The sequence below is a fragment of the Streptomyces sp. NPDC058864 genome (genome assembly GCF_042742985.1).
Taxonomy (GTDB): Bacteria; Actinomycetota; Actinomycetes; order Streptomycetales; family Streptomycetaceae; genus Actinacidiphila.
Map to the genome: position 1 here is coordinate 57,319 of NZ_JBHYMQ010000002.1, position 15,754 is coordinate 73,072.

Consider the following 15,754-nt stretch of genomic DNA (forward strand, 5'->3'; position numbering starts at 1 on the left):
GGCGGGGCACCGGCCGCGGCGGCCCGCAGGTCCTGCCGGTCGCCCAGGACGGCGACGGGACCGTCCCGGTCGGTGCGCAGGACGGTGGTGCCCTGGGCGCGCAGCGCGGCGAGGGTGCGGGGCGACGGGTGGCCGTACGGGTTGCCCGCACCGCAGCTCACAAGCGCCAGACGGGGCCGGAGCCGGGCCAGGAGCGCCGGGTCCTGGTACGCGGAGCCGTGGTGGGCGACCTTCAGGACATCGACGCGCGGCAGGTCCGGGACGGCGGTCAGCAGCGCGCGCTGGGCTTCGGGCTCCAGGTCCCCGAGGAGGAGCAGGGTGAGCCCGGCCGTGCGGACCAGCAGGGTGACGCTGGCGTCGTTGGGGTTGGCGTCCTCCGGGGTCGCGCCGCCGGCGCCCGCGAGGAGGGAGGGTGCGGCGGGCCACAGCACGCGCCAGTCCAGGGGGCCCAGGCGGCGGCGCTCCCCGGGCGCGGCGCGCAGTACGGGGACGCGGGCGGCGGCCGCCTGCCGGCGTACGAAGGCGGCCTGGTCGGCGGGTTCGTCGAGGGTCGTGGTCTCGATGGCGCCCACGGAGCGGCCGCGCAGGACCCCGGGGAGTCCTGCGACATGGTCGGCGTGGAAGTGGGTGAGGACGAGCAGCGGGACCGCGGTGACCCCGAGGGAGCGCAGGCACCGGTCGACGAGCCGCGGCTCCGGACCGGTATCCACCACGACGGCCGCGCCGTCGCCCGCGGAGAGCACCAGCGCGTCGCCCTGGCCGACGTCACAGGCCACCAGCCGCCAGGCAAGTGGCGGCCAGCCCGTCACCGAGCGGGGCAGCGGCACCGGACGAACGACCGCCAGGACGAGCAGCAGCGCGGCGGCGGCACACAGCCAGGGACGGCGCAAAAGGTGACGTCCGGCCGCGACCACCACCACGGTGACGGCGGCCAGCGCCAGGGCGCCCGCCCAGGTGCCGGGCCAGTCGAGCGTCGCCCCTGGCAGGGCGGCACCGCGCCGGGCCACCGCGGCGATCCAGCCGGCCGGCCAGGCCGCCACCCAGGCGAGGGCCTTGGCGGCGGGCATGGCGAACGGCGCCGCGGCCAGGGCGGCGAAACCGAGGACGGTGGCGGGGCCCACCGCGAGTTCCGCCAGCAGGTTGCAGGGGACGGCGACCAGGCTGACGTGGGCGGCCAGCACCGCCACCACGGGGGCGCAGACCGCCTGCGCGGCGGCCGCCGCGGCCAGGACCTCCGCGAGCCGCGGCGGCACCCGCCGGTGGCGCAGGGCGGCGCTCCAGCGCGGGGCGAGGACGAGCAGCGCACCGGTGGCCAGCACGGACAGCGCGAAGCCGTACGAGCGGGCGAGCCAAGGGTCGTGGAGGAGCAGCAGGAGGGCGGCCCCGCACAGCGCGGGCAGGAGGCTGCGGCGGCGGCCCGTGCCGATGGCCAGCAGGGTGATCAGACCGCAGGCGGCCGCGCGCAGCACGCTCGGGTCCGGCCGGCACACGACGACGAAGGCCACGGTGAGCGCTCCCCCGAGCACGGCCGTCACGCGGAGCGGGAGGGCCAGCCGGGGTGCCAGGCCGCCGCGTTCGGCGCGCAGGGCGAGACCGGGCGGACCGATCAGCAGGATCAGCACCAGGGAGAGGTTGGAACCGCTGACCGCGGTCAGATGCGTCAGATCGGTGGCCTCGAAGGCGTCGTGCAGCTCCACCGGGACACGGGACGTGTCGCCGACGACCAGCCCGGGAAGTAGGGCCCGGGCGTCGGGCGGCAGCCCCTCGGTGGCCTCGCGCAGCCCCGCGCGGAGTGCGCCGGCCACCCGTTGCGCACGGCCCGGCGGTTCGGTGACACGGGGCGGGCCGCGGACCGACAGCACCGCGGCGATCCGGTCGCCCGGGCCCGCCGCCGGGGCGAGCCGGGCATCCGCGTCGACCCGCGTCCCCGGCAGCAACGTCAGCCACGCGCGGGCCGGTTGCCGGGCGATCAGCAGGACCGGTGTGCGGACGGCGGTCGTCGTGCCCTTCGCCGCCACGCGTACCGCCTCGGCCTCCACCAGCACCGCCTCCGGGGCCCGGACGGCCCCGCTCACCTGCGGGCGGACCAGCCGGGGATCCGCGGTCAGCCGCAACGCGACCCTCGCGTGGGCGTGTTCGGCCGCCAGGGCGGGCACCGGGCCGCGGTGCAGGTCAGCGGCGTGCAGACCCGCAACCGCCGCGGACGCCGCCGCGCAGAGCGCCACCGTGACCGCCGTCGCCCACCGGCGTACGAGCGCCGCCGACGCCGCCAGGACGACCACCGCGCACGCCCACGCCACGGCTCGGCCAGGCGCGGCGAGGGCGACGCCCGCGGCGAGCCATGCCGCGAGGGCGGGCGCCACCAGACGCAGATCGGGCGGGCCCTCCTGGCGCGGATTCGACGCGCCCCGGGGTGAGGCGGCCGCCGCGTGCACCGCCGGGCGGGACACGGGCGCGCTCACGGGACGACCAGTGGCTTGAGATCGGAGAACCGGCGGTCACCGATGCCGTTGACGTCGCGCAGTTGCTCGACGGAGGTGAAACCGCCGTGCTGCCCGCGGTAGTCGATGATGTGCCGGGCGAGCACGGGCCCCACTCCGGGCAGGGCGTCCAACTGCTCGGCGGTGGCGGCGTTGAGGCTGACCGGACCGCTCGCGACGGCGGTCCCCGGGACCCCGGCGCCGGGCGGCGGGGCGGGGCGGCCGACGACGATCTGCTCGCCGTCGGCGAGCAGTCGGGCCAGGTTCAGGGCACTGGTGTCCGTGCCGGGCAGCGCTCCCCCGGCGGCGGCCACGGCGTCCGCCACGCGGGATCCCGCGGGCAGCCGGCGCAACCCCGGCTTCCTGACCTTGCCCGCGACGTCCACGACCAGCACCGGTTTCGCCCCCGGCGCGGGGCCCGGCGCCCGCGGCCCGGCCGCGGCGGATGCCCGGGCGGCGGCCGGCGCCTCGGCAGCGGCAGGCAGCGCCGCGGCGACCGGGGGCACCGCGACGGTGTGCGGCCGGCCGGTCAGGAAGTGGTGCACCGCGAAGGCCAGGGCGACGAGGAGCACGACGACGAGAGCGGCCGCGGTCTTCGCCTCGATGCCGCACCGGACGGAGAACCACGTGGGGAGGCGCTCGGTGAGGGCGAGACGCCAGCCGCCCCCGACGCTGCGCCCCGGCGGATCCGGCGCGGCCGGCCGCTCGCCGCGTTCCCGTGGCCCCGGCCGTTCCCGTGGCCCCGGCCGTTCCCGTGGCCCCGGCCGCCCGGACGGCTCCCGTCGCTCCGGCGGCTCCAGTCGCTCCGGCGGCTCCGGCACACCGCCTCGCGCGGGACGCGTCGGCGGACGTTCGAAGAGCGCGGCGGCCCGTTCCCGGACCGCGGCCGACCGCGCCGGTGCGGTTGCGGCCGTGGTCACGGTTGCGGACGGATACCTGCGATGGCGAGGAGTTGCGGTGGTCGATCCCATGTCAGGGACGGTAGGCGGACCGCCGCCAACAAGATGATCTTGCTCAACTCCTGTGGACAATCCCCAGGTTGTGGATAACCCCGTCACCCGAAAGACGTCACAGCGGGGAGACGACCGCCCCCAGCAGCCCGGGCCCGGTGTGGGCGCCGATCACCGCGCCGACCTCGCTGAGGATGAGGGTGTTGAGCCCGGGGACCCGGGCCCGCAGCCGCTCCGCCAGGGCGGAGGCGCGGTCCGCGGCGGCCAAGTGGTGGACGGCGATGTCCACCTGCCGCGTGCCCGCCCGCTCGACGACGATCTCCTCCAGCCGCGCCAGCGCCTTGGAGGCCGTACGGACCTTCTCCAGCAGCTGGATGCGGCCCTCGTCCAGTTGCAGCAGCGGCTTCACGGCGAGCGCCGACCCGAGCAGCGCCTGCGCCGCGCCGATGCGGCCGCCCCGGCGCAGGTAGTCCAGGGTGTCCACGTAGAAGTACGCCGACGTGTCCGAGGCCCGCTTCTCCGCGGCCGCCACGATCTCGTCCGCGGAACCCCCCGCCTCCGCCGCCTCGGCGGCGCTCAGCACCGGGAACCCGAGAGCCATCGCGACCATGGCGGTGTCCACCACGCGCACCGGCACCGGCGCGTCCGCCCCCGCGAGCAGCGCGGCGTCGTAGGTGCCGGAGAACTCGGCCGACAGGTGCAGGGAGACGATCTCGGTCGCGCCCGACCCTGCCACCGCGCGGTAGGCGGCGGCGAATTCCTCCGGGCTCGGCCGCGAGGTGGTGACGGGCTTGCGCCGCTGAAGGGCGCGGGCGACCGCGGGCGCCGACACCTCGGTGCCCTCCTCCAGCGCTTCGTCGCCGATCACCACCGCCAGGGGCACCACGGTGATCCGGTGCCGGGTCAGGGCCTCCTGCGGCAGGTAGGCCGTGGAATCGGTGACGATAGCGACATGGGACGACATGTGCGGGAGGTTACCCGCGCCGAAGGCCGGGCGACAGTACGGCTCCGCCGAGGTGAACCCGGGTGAACGTCCCCACGACCCGCCCCGGCCGTGCCCGGCCCGTCACAGCGCCTTGGGCGGCTGCCCGGCGCCGGGCTCGGAGGTCCGCTCGCGCCGCGTCCCCGGCTGAATGTGCGGTTCCGGTGCGGGTCCCGGCTCCGGTTCCGGGAGCGCCGCGGGCGCCCAGTGCCGCAACGCCCCGGCCTCCAGGTCGATGTCGCGGCCCAGCGCCGCCAGGTCGTCGTCGGCGAAGCGGCGGGCGCGGTCCTGGGCGGCCCAGCGCAGCGAGTCCGCGGAGTGGGTGATGCGCCGGGTGCGCTCCTCCAGCTCACCGATCCGGGCGGCGATACGGGCCCGGTCGGGCTCGCGCTCCAGCAGCCTCAGCTCCGCGTCGAGCTCCTGCGCGTGGGAGCGCAACCGGCCGAGCAGGGCGACGGCCTCGCTCAGCGACGGGTCGACGGCGGCCTGTCCCTCCAGCGCCTCGCCCGTGCTCGTGACGGACGTACGCAGCGCCAGGCGCAGCTCGGCGAGCTTCCCGGCGGGCCCGGGCCGGCTGTAGCGGCGGGCCTTCAGGCCGGTCTCCTCGACCACCCGGCGGGCCTCGATGCCGGTGCGCTCCACCCCGCGCTTGACCGCCCGTGCGGTCTTGACCGCGGCGACGACGCCCAGCGCCATGAAAGAGGCGAAGAGCAGCAGGATCACGGCGACGGCGACATCCACGGCGGCTCCTCTGCCCGGTCGGCCCGGTCCGTCCGACCGGCCCGCTCTGCTCGACCTGCTGCTTGCTCGTCCACCGTAAACGGACGGGGGCGGGCCAGGGTTCCGGGAGAACCCTTACCCGCCCCTTACACCGACTTGCGCCGGTTGGGCGATCGGACGGCCGTCAGGCCCACCAGGGCCGTGACGCCCTCACGCCCTCACGCCGGAACGATGTTCACCAGCTTCGGCGCCCGCACGATCACCTTGCGGACCCCCGCGCCGTCCAGCGCGGCGACGACCGCCGGGTCGGCCAGGGCCTGGGCCTCCAGGTCGGCGTCGGAGATCGTCGGCGGCACCTCCAGACGGGCCTTGATCTTGCCCTTGATCTGGACGACGCAGGTGACGGACTCGTCCACCACGTACGCCGGGTCGGCCACCGGCAGGTCCTCGTGCGCCAGGGACCCGTCGTGCCCCAGCCGCCGCCACAGCTCCTCGGCGATGTGCGGGGCCAGCGGCGCGATCAGCAGCACCAGGGGCTCGGCCACCGAGCGCGGCACCGGGCCGCCCGCCTTGGTCAGGTGGTTGTTCAGCTCGGTGATCTTGGCGATGGCGGTGTTGAAGCGCAGGCCCTCCAGGTCCTGGCGGACGCCGTCGATCGCCTTGTGCAGGGCGCGCAGGGTGTCCTCGTCCGCCTCGGCGCCGGTCACCGTGACCTCGCCGGTCGTCTCGTCCACGACGTTGCGCCACAGCCGCTGCAGCAGCCGGTACTGACCGACGACGGCGCGGGTGTCCCACGGACGGGAGACGTCCAGCGGGCCCATCGCCATCTCGTACAGGCGCAGGGTGTCCGCGCCGTACTCGGCGGCGATCTCGTCCGGGGTGACGGCGTTCTTCAGGGACTTGCCCATCTTGCCCAGCTCGCGCTTGACCTGCTCGCCGCCGTACCAGTAGCCGCCGTCCCTCTCCTCGACCTCGGCCGCCGGGACGGGGAAGCCGCGGCTGTCGCGGTAGACGTACGCCTGGATCATGCCCTGGTTGAACAGCTTGTGGAACGGCTCGGCGGACGAGACGTGCCCCAGGTCGAACAGCACCTTGGACCAGAAGCGCGCGTACAGCAGGTGCAGCACCGCGTGCTCGGCACCGCCGACGTACAGGTCGACGCCGCCGTGCGGCTGCCCCTCGCGGGGGCCCATCCAGTACCGCTCGATCTCGGGGTCGACCAGCTCCCGGTCGTTGTGCGGGTCCAGGTAGCGCAGCTCGTACCAGCAGGAACCGGCCCAGTTGGGCATGGTGTTGGTCTCGCGGCGGTACGGGCGCACGCCCCGGCCGTCACCCAGGTCCAGCTCGACGTGGACCCACTCGGCGTTGCGGGACAGCGGGGTCTCGGGCTCGGTGTCCGCGTCGTCCGGGTCGAAGGTGCGCGGGGAGTAGTCCTCGACCTCGGGCAGCTCCAGCGGCAGCATCGACTCGGGCAGCGGGTGGGCCACGCCGTCCTCGTCGTAGACGATCGGGAAGGGCTCGCCCCAGTACCGCTGACGGCTGAACAGCCAGTCGCGCAGGCGGTAGTTGATGGTGCCCTCGCCGATGCCGCGCTGCTCCAGGTACGCGATGACCTTGCGCTTGGCGTCGGCGACCTCCAGGCCGTTCAGGTCGATCTCGTCGTTGGCGGAGTTGATCGCCGGGCCCTGGCCGGTGTACGCCTCGCCCTCCCAGCCCTCGGGCGGCCGGACGGTGCGGATGATGGGCAGGTCGAAGACGGTGGCGAACTCCCAGTCGCGCTCGTCCTGGCCGGGGACGGCCATGATGGCGCCGGTGCCGTAGCCCATCAGGACGTAGTCGGCGACGAAGACCGGGATGCGGGCGCCGGTCAGCGGGTTCACGGCGAACGCGCCGCTGAAGACGCCGGTCTTGTTCTTGCCCTCGGTCTGCCGCTCGACGTCCGACTTGGCCTGGGCCTGCTTGCGGTACTCCGCGACGGCCTGGGCCGGGGTGGCCGCGCCGCCGGTCCAGGCGTCCTTGGTGCCCTCCGGCCAGGCGGCCGGCACCACGGTGTCGACCAGCGGGTGCTCCGGGGCCAGCACCATGTAGGTGGCGCCGAACAGGGTGTCCGGGCGCGTGGTGAAGACGGTGACCGGGGTGGCTGCCCGGTCATCGTGGACGTCGACCGCGAAGTCGACCTTGGCGCCCTCGGAGCGGCCGATCCAGTTGCGCTGCTGCAGCTTGATCGCCTCTGGCCAGTCCAGCGCGTCCAGGTCGGACAGCAGGCGGTCCGAGTAGGCGGTGATGCGCATCATCCACTGGCGCAGCTTGGCCTTGAAGACGGGGAAGTTCCCGCGCTCGGAGCGGCCGTCGGCGGTGACCTCCTCGTTGGCCAGCACGGTGCCCAGGCCGGGGCACCAGTTGACCGGGGACTCCGAGGCGTACGCCAGGCGGTACCCGCCCAGCACGACGTCGCGCTCGGCGGGGGTCAGCTCGGCCCAGGGGCGCCCTCCACCGGGCGTGGGCCGCTCACCCTTCTCGAACTGCTCGACCAGCTCCGCGATCGGGCGGGCGCGGCCGGCCTGCTCGTCGTACCAGGAGTTGAAGATCTGCAGGAAGATCCACTGGGTCCACTTGTAGTAGTCCGGGTCGATCGTGGCGAACGACCGGCGCTTGTCGTGGCCCAGACCCAGCCGGCGCAGCTGCGACCGCATGTTGTTCATGGCGGCCTCGGTGGTGACCCGGGGGTGCTCGCCGGTCGCCACGGCATGCTGCTCGGCGGGCAGGCCGAAGGCGTCGAAGCCCAGGGTGTGCAGCACGTTGTGGCCGGTCATCCGCTGGAAGCGGGCGAAGACGTCGGTGGCGATGTAGCCCAGGGGGTGACCGACGTGCAGTCCCGTGCCCGAGGGGTACGGGAACATGTCCATGATGAACTTCTTCGGCTTGGCCAGCTCGCCGTCCCCGGCCAGGTCACCGGTGGGGTTCGGGGCGGCGAAGGTCTGGTTCTGCTCCCAGAAGTCCTGCCAGCGGCTCTCGATGTCGGCGGCCAGGGCGGCCGTGTAGCGGTGGGGCGCAGCCGCCTCCGCGGCGGGGGTGGTCTCGCTCATCGTCCTTCGTACTCCATCGCTGTCATGACGGCCTGCGGCCCGGCCGCCGTACGGACATCTGCCTGCGGAACCGCGGAACTGCGGAAACGAAAAAGCCCCTCGCACAGGAGGGGCGCCGCGCTGACATCGAACCTGGTCAGCGCGGCTTGCTAAGCAGAAGGCGTACGGCACGCATGCGGTCAGGGTACCCCAGAGCGGGAAGGGCCCGCACCGAGGTTCCCCCCGGTGCGGGCCCTTACCTGCCGTTTCCGGCCGTGCTCAGCGGTGGTGCGGCCGGTACGAGTCGAGGTAGCCGCGCGCCGGGGTGCCGACGCCGGTCACGTCGTCGTAGCCGACGACCGCGGACAGCGAGCTGTCCTTGCCGAGGCTGCGGAGCGAGGTGATCGTGCCGTCCGCCGCGTCGAAGCCGTTGGCGTAGTCCACGCGGACCACCGCGAGGTCCTTGCCGCGGCCCAGCGGGTGGTCGGTGACGTCGTGGTACGCGCCGGTGCCGTAGCGGTCGTAGATCAGCGGGTTGGCGAAGCCGATCGGCACGCCGTGCCGGGCCTGCTGCGCCAGCGCCTGGACGCCCGCGATGACCGGCGCGGCGAGCGAGGTGCCGCCGATCCGGTACTCGCTGTACTGGAAGGACCCGTCGGGGAACGCCTGGGTCTGGCCGACCAGGAAGCCGGTGTTCGGGTCGGCGACGGCCGAGATGTCGGGCTCGACGCGCTGCCTGACCTTGCCGCCGTTCGCCAGGGCGAGCGAGTCGGGGACGACGCCGCGCTGGTAGAAGGGCTGCCCGTAGAGCTTGCTGGTGCCGCCGCCCGCGCCGGAGGTGAAGCCGCCGGGGAAGGCCGTCCAGCTCGAGCCGTCGGCCGCGAGCGTGGTCTTCAGGGTGCCCCAGCCGGTCTCCCACTGGTACTTGTCGCCCTTGCCGACGGCGAGCGAGGTGCCGCCGACGGAGGTGACCCAGGGGGAGTTCGCCGGGGTGTCGACCTGCTTCGCGCCGGTCCCCAGGGGATTGGCGACGTTGTCGCCCGCGTCGCCGGAGGAGAAGTAGAAGCCGATGCCCTCGACCGCGCCGATCTGGAAGATCTGGTCGTAGGCGGCGGCGATGTCCGGGGTCTCGTTGGACTCGAGGTCGCCCCACGAGTTGGAGACGATGTCGGCGAGCCGGTGGTCGACGATCTTGCCGAGCGCGTCGAGCAGGTCGTCGTCGGTGCAGGAGGAGGCGCCGACGTAGGTGATGTCGGCGGCCGGGGCGACCGCGTGCACCGCCTCGACGTCCAGGGTCTCCTCGCCGTACCAGCCGGAGGCGTCGCACTCGTCGGGGCTCGTGTAGCGGTAGTCGGCCGGCAGCACCTGCGAGAGCTGGCCGCGCTTGTACGGGGCGTCGCCGTTGCGGGCCGCGTACTTCTTGGCGTCGGCGACGATCGTCGGGGAGGCGAACGCGTCGGTGATGGCGACGGTGACGCCCTTGCCGTTGTACGAGCCGGCACCGTAGGCGGCGCGCAACTGCTTGCCCGTGTAGCCCTTGACGGCGTACGGGGCGTGCGTGCCGTAGGCGACCGGCAGCTTCTTGTTCGTGTTCGACCCGTAGTAGGTGGAGAAGGGGCCGGCGTTCTTGAAGACGGCGCCGGGCGCCGGCAGCGTGTCCTGGTGGCGCGCGCGCCGCGGGGAGTTGTCCAGGCCGGTGACCGTGAGCACCGCGCCGCCCAGGGAGGCGGGGACGGAGGCGGTCCCGGTCGGGGCGTGGTAGGTCCTGGCGCCCTTCGCGTAGTTGTGGAGCTGGGTGCCGAACGCCTTCTCCGCGTCGGCGACGTCACCGGTGACCGTCAGGTAGTGGTCGTTGGCACCGGTGACCTCGAGCCCGGAGGACTCCAGCCACTGCCGGGTCTGGGCGACCTGCTGCGCCGTGGCGCCGAAGCGGGCCTTGGCCTGCTTCGCCGAGAGGAACTTGCCGTACGAGACCGAACCGGGGTCGGACACGGCCTTGGCGTACGCCGCCAGGCCCTGGGCGTCGCGGCCGGCGAGGTACACCCGGAGGGTGACCTTGGCCGAGTCCGCCGTGGCGCCCTTGTCGGCCTGGGCGGTGGCCCAGGCGGGCTTGCTGCCGGCGAGGCCGTGCCGTCCGTGCGGAGCGTCGGCCTGGGCGCTGGGTATGCCCATCGCCAGCGCACCGGCGACCAGCGGCAGTGTCGCTGCCAGGGCCAGGCCGGCCCGCCTTCTCGAGCGGGTGGAGCTCATGTAACCCCCTGCTGTGTGAAGTTCTCGCGGAGTGGGGCGCGCCGGAACCGGCAGCGCGCGTGAACCGCCACGCCACTCTCGCTGTGAACAGCTCATGTATGGGGCATGTGTTCGCCAAGAAGGACTCAAGGAAGCGCCACGGAAGGGCAATTGGGCGGGCAAACCGATCCGGAATGCGGACATAAGGTGCCGGGGATCGGACGCTCCGGGTGAAGGACCGATCATCCTTGCCGAACGGAGCCCGAACAAACCAACGTTAGCAGTTCGTAATGATCCTCATCCCGGGTTGTCGAAAGACGATCGTTCTGGCCACCCGTACGGGTTAGCGTCTGCCGCATGCGCACCAACCGACAGTCCCCGGACAGTCGCCGGACCCCCCCGATACCGGCGAGCGACATCCTGTCCGGGGCCCTTCGCGCCGCACGGTCGCCCCGCGCCTGGGCGATCGCCGGCACCGCCGCCGCCCTGCTCGTCCTCGCCGTCACCGCGGGTCCGTACCTGCGCGCGTTCCTGGACTTCGGCGCCGGCGTCCTCACCCTCGTCTCCCTGAGCTGCACCGTCATCTGGGGCCTGGTGTCGACCGACACCTTCTTCCTCGGGCCCCGCGAACGCCTGCTCACCCAGGGCATCCACCGCGGCCTGGGCGTCGCCGCGATCGGGTTCCTGATCCTGCACGTGACGACGAAGGTCGTCGAGGTACGGGTCACCACCGCCGGCGCCTTCCTCCCCCTCGGCGTGACCGGCCGGGACGGGCTCATCGCCCTCGGCGTGCTCGCCGCCTACCTGATGATCCTCGCCGCGGCCACGGGCGCCATGCGCAGCGTCTTCGCCGCCAACCGGCACCCGGTGCGGTGGCGCATCCTGCACAGCACCGCGTACGCGTCCTGGTGCATGGCGCTGATCCACGGTCTGCAGTCCGGCCGTTCCGCCAAGACGTGGATCGTCGTGGCCTACGGGATCTGCCTGGTGGGTGTCGCCATCGGCCTGATCTACCGGCTCCGCAGGACCCGCGGCGAGGCGCTCTTCCCCGAGACCCGGGCGCGCTCCGCCTCCTTCCGCAAGCTCGGCGGCGAACGGGCCGCGTCCCGGGGCGGTTCGGGCGGCCGCCGGCGTGCCGCGCCGCGCGAGGAGACCGGGCCCAGCCTGGCGAGCGCCTACAGCCAACCGCTGCCGCCGCTGCCCAACTTCCCCACCGCCCAGCAGTACACGGCTGTCCCTCCCCCGGCCCCGGACCGTACCCTCGGCATGGATCCCGCGGCCGCCACGATGCAGATGCCGCAGGTACCCGCCGACCCCCAGGCGACGTACCCGCAGCAACCGCAGGTGCCGTACCAGCAGCAACCCCAGCAGACCGGCTGGGACGGCACCCCCGCGTGGGGCACGCCGATGCCGGGCGGCGCACAGGACGCGGACCCGCTCGGGGCCGACCGGCTCCAGCCGATCGCCTGGCAGCAGTCCACGCCCGGACCCTATGAAGGACAACGATGAGCGTTCCCGCCATACCGGACCGGTCACCCGCCCCTCGATCGGGGGCGGGTGATGTGCTGCCCGACGTGCGCACGGTCGGGCTGCCCCGGATCACCGCGGGTTTCGACGAGGTGGAACGCCTGGACCGGGTGACGCACCTGAACGTGCACGGTTCCATGCCGAGCATGACCGAGGGCGAACTGCTGGACCTCGCGGAGCTGATGGGATTGCGCGGGCGGGGCGGCGCGGGCTTCCCCTTCTACAAGAAGCTCAAGGCCGTCGGTGAGGCCGCGCGCCGCCGCGGCACCCCGACAGCGGTGATGGTCAACGGCTGCGAGGGCGAGCCGGCCTGCCGCAAGGACGCGGTCATCCTGCGCCGCGCCCCGCACCTGATGCTGGACGGCGCCCTGCTGTGCGCCGAGATCCTCGGTGCCCGCGAACTGGTCATCAGCGTCACCCGCGACACCAACGAGCAGTCCGTGCGCGACGCCCTGGCCGAGCGCGGCCTCGGCAGCAAGCGCGGCCGTCAGTTGAGGGCCCGGATCGTGCGCATGCCGGAGCGCTTCGTGTCGGGCGAGTCCTCCGGCATCATCTCGGCGGCCAACGGCGGCCTCCCCCTGCCGCCCGGCAAGAAGGTGAGCGCGAGCGAGTCCGGCCTCGGCGGGATGCCGACGCTCTTCTCGAACACCGAGACCTACACCCAACTGGCCATCGGCGCCCGCATGGGAGCGATCCGCTTCGGCTCCGCGGGTGCCCCCGGCGAGCCCGGCACCGCGATGCTGACCGTCTCCGGCTCGGTGCCCCGGCAGACGGTCGTGGAGACCCCGACGGGCGTGCCGATGTCGTACATCCTGCAGATGTGCGGCGGGAACCCCGGTCAGGGCGTGCTGGTCGGCGGCTACCACGGCAACTGGATCGACCCGAACGTCGCCTCGATGGTGACCATCGCCCGCGAGAGCCTGGAGGCCCACAAGGCCACCCTGGGCGCGGGCGCCCTGCTCCCGCTGGACCCCGGCCTGTGCCCGCTGGGCGAGTCGCTGCGGGTCGCGCAGTGGCTGGCCGCGGAGACGGCCGGGCAGTGCGGACCGTGCCGCCTGGGGCTCCCCCGCATGGCCGGGCTGCTGCAGGACGTGCTCAACGGCGGCGGCCAGGCCGCGCTGGAGCAACTGCGGCAGACCGCGGTCGCGGTGAAGGGACGCGGGGTGTGCAAGCACCCCGACGGCTCGATGCGCTTCGTGATGTCCACCATCAACGCCTTCACCGACGACCTGGCCGCCCATGTCCTCGGCGGCGGCTGCGGCCGCCCCACGGTGGGCGTGCTTCCGCTGCTGAGGTCCGACCCGCCCGTGCTGCGCGGCGGTGCCGCGGGTGCCGCGGCCGCGGCACCCAGCAACAAGCGGCTGAACGTCGACTGGACGCTGTGCAAGGGCCACGGCCTGTGCGCCGGCGTGCTGCCGGAGATCGTGCGGCTGGACCGCGACGGCTACCCCGACATCGCCGGCACGCCCGTCCCGCCGCACCTTGACGCGGCCGCGCAGCGCGCGGTGGCCCGCTGCCCCGCGCTGGCGCTGCGCATGGAGGAGGGCGGCCGCCGCTGACCGCGCTCGTACGAGGGGCCCGGCGCCATCACGGTGCCGGGCCCCTCGTACGTCCGTGCCGGCCGCCGTGCCGGCACTCCGCGATCACTCCGCGATCACTCCGCGCGGTCGCCGGTCATGCGCCGCAGCCACTGCCGGGCCAGCCGGCGCTCCTCGTCGCTGAACCCGGCCTCGAGCTTCCGTTCGCGCTCGCGCACCACGGGCCGGGCCTCCTCGAGGCGTTCACGCCCGGCGTCAGTCAGGAAGACCTGCTGACTGCGGCCGTCCGTGGGGTGCCGCCGGCGCTCGACCAGACCCTGGTCCGCGAGCCCCGCGAGCAGTTCGTTGGCCGACTGGCGTGTGCTGGCGACGGCGCGGGCCAGGTCGGCGATGGTGATGCCCGGCTGGTCCGCCAGCACGAGCAGGGACGCGTACTGGGCGACGGACAGCCCGAGCCCCGACAACGCGCCGTCCATGGCCCCGCGCATGTTCAGCCACGCCTGCCGGACCAGGAAGCTCAGGCAGAGCTCATCGATGTCGGCGTCCACCAAGGTCTCCCCTCGCATTGACAGGAACCTTACGTTCTTGGCACGCTGAGAACGTAAGGACCCTGTCCATCTTACCCGAGACGGCCGGTCCGCAGCAGTTCCGTCGTACCCGCTCACCGGAGGTGTGCCGCACTATGTCCGATCGCTTAACGAGTGGGCAGGGAGGGCCCGAGGTCAATCCGGGCCTGGTGCTGCTCCTCTGCTCGGGTGCGACCTTCATGGCGTTCCTCGACCTGTCCGTCGTGAACATCGCGTTCCCCAAGATCATCGAGAAGTTCCCGGACACCGGGATGGCCACGCTGACCTGGGTGGTCAGCGGTTACGCGGTGATGTTCGCCGCCGTACTGACGCCGGCCGGACGGCTGGCCGACACCGTCGGGCGCACCAAGGTCTTCCTCTGGTCGCTGACCGGCTTCACGCTCGCCTCGCTGGCCTGCGGCGCGGCCACCGGCCCGGAGTGGCTGATCGTGGCGCGCTTCGCACAGGGCGCGCTCGCGGCGGGGATGATCCCCTCGGCGCTCAGCCTGATCATGTCCTCGACCCCGCTGGAGAAGCTGATCAAGGCGATCGGCACCTGGTCGGCGGTGGCGGGCTTCTCCGCGGTCGTCGGCCCGGCCATCGGCGGCGTGCTCGTGGAGCAGCTCAGCTGGCGCGCGGTCTTCTACATCAACGTGCCCATCGGCGTCCTGCTGGCCGTCGCCGGGCTGAGGGCGCTCCCCCGCCACCGGCCCGCGACGGGCAGCAGGCTTCCCGACGTCGTGGGCACCGCGGCACTCGCACTCGGCATCGGACTGGTCGTCGCCTCGCTCACCGAGGGCGACTCCTGGGGATGGACCAGCGCCCGCACCCTCGGTCTGCTCGCCGGCGGACTGGCCCTGGGCGCGTTCGCGGTGCTGAGGTCGCGGCGGCACGGATCCCCGGCCATCGCCACCGACCTGTGGAAGAGCCGGAAGTACGCGGTGGTCAACGGCGTCTCGGCGGTCTTCGGCGTGTCGATGTTCGCCTGGCTGCTGGCGGGCGCGCTCTTCGCCACCGGGGTGTGGCACTGGAGCATCATGGAGGCCGCCGGGGCGATGAGCGTCGGCGCGGTCGCCTCCATGATCACCTCGACCGCCGCCGGCCGGGTCTCCAACCCGGCGACGCACCGCTGGCTGGTGGTCCTCGGCGCGACGATGTTCGCCGCGTGCACCGCACTGATGGGCAGCGACTTCCTGGGCGCCGAACCCGACTTCTGGGGAGCCTGGGTCCCGACCGGGCTCCTGGGCGGCGGCGGCCTCGGCTTCGCCGTCACCTCGCTGTCGTCCATCGCGGCGACCGCGCTCCCGCCACTGCAGTTCGCGGCCGGCGTGGGGATGAACCTCACCGCGCGCCAGATCGGCGGCGCCCTGGGGACGGCGATGCTGGCGGCCGTCCTGGCCGCGCACTCGGCGCCGGGCATCGATGCCTTCCACGACCTGTACCGGGTGTGCACGGCCGTCACGGTCGTGGCGGCGCTCGCCGCCCTGGGGCTCACCGACCGGGCCCCCGCGGCCGCCCCGCGGCAGGAGGCGGGCACGCCTGCACCGGCGGAGGTCTCCGGTTCCTGACGCCCCCGCCGGAGCCAGGAGAAACGGCGGGCCGGGGTAACGATTTTTGTTTTGCCGGGCGCCGCCCCTCCGGGTTAGGCCCAACATTACCAACAATGGTGCCCGCCGGGGGGGGCAAATAGCAGCGGG

9 protein-coding genes and 1 pseudogene are annotated in these 15,754 nt (G+C 73.7%); 3 read left to right on the forward strand and 7 right to left on the reverse strand.

Going from position 1 to position 15,754, the window contains the following annotated elements; all coding sequences use genetic code 11:
* Positions 1–11: 11 nt before the first annotated feature.
* The 6 genes and pseudogenes from ACFW3D_RS01930 to ACFW3D_RS01955 all read right to left on the reverse strand — a co-directional run.
* Positions 12–2,435 (reverse strand): annotated as a pseudogene (locus tag ACFW3D_RS01930) (ComEC/Rec2 family competence protein); the annotation flags it as partial.
* Positions 2,436–2,458: 23 nt separating this feature from the next.
* Positions 2,459–3,301, reverse strand: coding sequence for a ComEA family DNA-binding protein (locus tag ACFW3D_RS01935; RefSeq protein WP_500500705.1), 843 nt, complete (start codon positions 3,299–3,301; stop codon positions 2,459–2,461).
* A gap of 247 nt (positions 3,302–3,548) precedes the next feature.
* Positions 3,549–4,394, reverse strand: coding sequence for a DegV family protein (locus tag ACFW3D_RS01940; protein ID WP_500500280.1), 846 nt, complete (start codon positions 4,392–4,394; stop codon positions 3,549–3,551).
* A 102-nt stretch (positions 4,395–4,496) separates the two neighbouring features.
* Positions 4,497–5,153, reverse strand: a complete 657-nt coding sequence (locus ACFW3D_RS01945; RefSeq protein ID WP_500500281.1) for a hypothetical protein — start codon at positions 5,151–5,153, stop codon at positions 4,497–4,499.
* A 197-nt stretch (positions 5,154–5,350) separates the two neighbouring features.
* Positions 5,351–8,218 (reverse strand): leucine--tRNA ligase, encoded by a 2,868-nt coding sequence (gene leuS, locus ACFW3D_RS01950; protein WP_500500282.1) that lies wholly within the window; start codon positions 8,216–8,218, stop codon positions 5,351–5,353.
* 258 nt (positions 8,219–8,476) lie between these two features.
* On the reverse strand, positions 8,477–10,447 hold the full coding sequence (locus tag ACFW3D_RS01955) for a S53 family peptidase (RefSeq protein ID WP_500500283.1): 1,971 nt from the start codon (positions 10,445–10,447) through the stop codon (positions 8,477–8,479).
* Positions 10,448–10,783: 336 nt separating this feature from the next.
* Here ACFW3D_RS01955 and ACFW3D_RS01960 point away from each other — a divergent pair, with 336 nt between their 5' ends.
* Both ACFW3D_RS01960 and ACFW3D_RS01965 read left to right on the forward strand, forming a co-directional pair.
* A complete protein-coding gene (locus ACFW3D_RS01960) occupies positions 10,784–11,935 on the forward strand; it encodes a hypothetical protein (RefSeq protein WP_500500285.1) in 1,152 nt (383 codons plus the stop codon).
* Positions 11,932–13,512 (forward strand): NADH-ubiquinone oxidoreductase-F iron-sulfur binding region domain-containing protein, encoded by a 1,581-nt coding sequence (locus tag ACFW3D_RS01965; RefSeq protein ID WP_500500286.1) that lies wholly within the window; start codon positions 11,932–11,934, stop codon positions 13,510–13,512. Before ACFW3D_RS01960 ends, ACFW3D_RS01965 begins: the two co-directional genes overlap by 4 nt.
* A gap of 95 nt (positions 13,513–13,607) precedes the next feature.
* Here ACFW3D_RS01965 and ACFW3D_RS01970 read toward each other — a convergent pair whose 3' ends face one another.
* The gene (locus ACFW3D_RS01970) at positions 13,608–14,057 is read right to left on the reverse strand and encodes a MarR family winged helix-turn-helix transcriptional regulator (protein ID WP_500500288.1); all 450 of its coding nucleotides are present in this window, start codon (positions 14,055–14,057) and stop codon (positions 13,608–13,610) included.
* A gap of 116 nt (positions 14,058–14,173) precedes the next feature.
* Here ACFW3D_RS01970 and ACFW3D_RS01975 point away from each other — a divergent pair, with 116 nt between their 5' ends.
* Positions 14,174–15,625 (forward strand): MFS transporter, encoded by a 1,452-nt coding sequence (locus ACFW3D_RS01975; RefSeq protein WP_500500290.1) that lies wholly within the window; start codon positions 14,174–14,176, stop codon positions 15,623–15,625.
* The last annotated feature ends 129 nt before the right edge of the window (positions 15,626–15,754 follow it).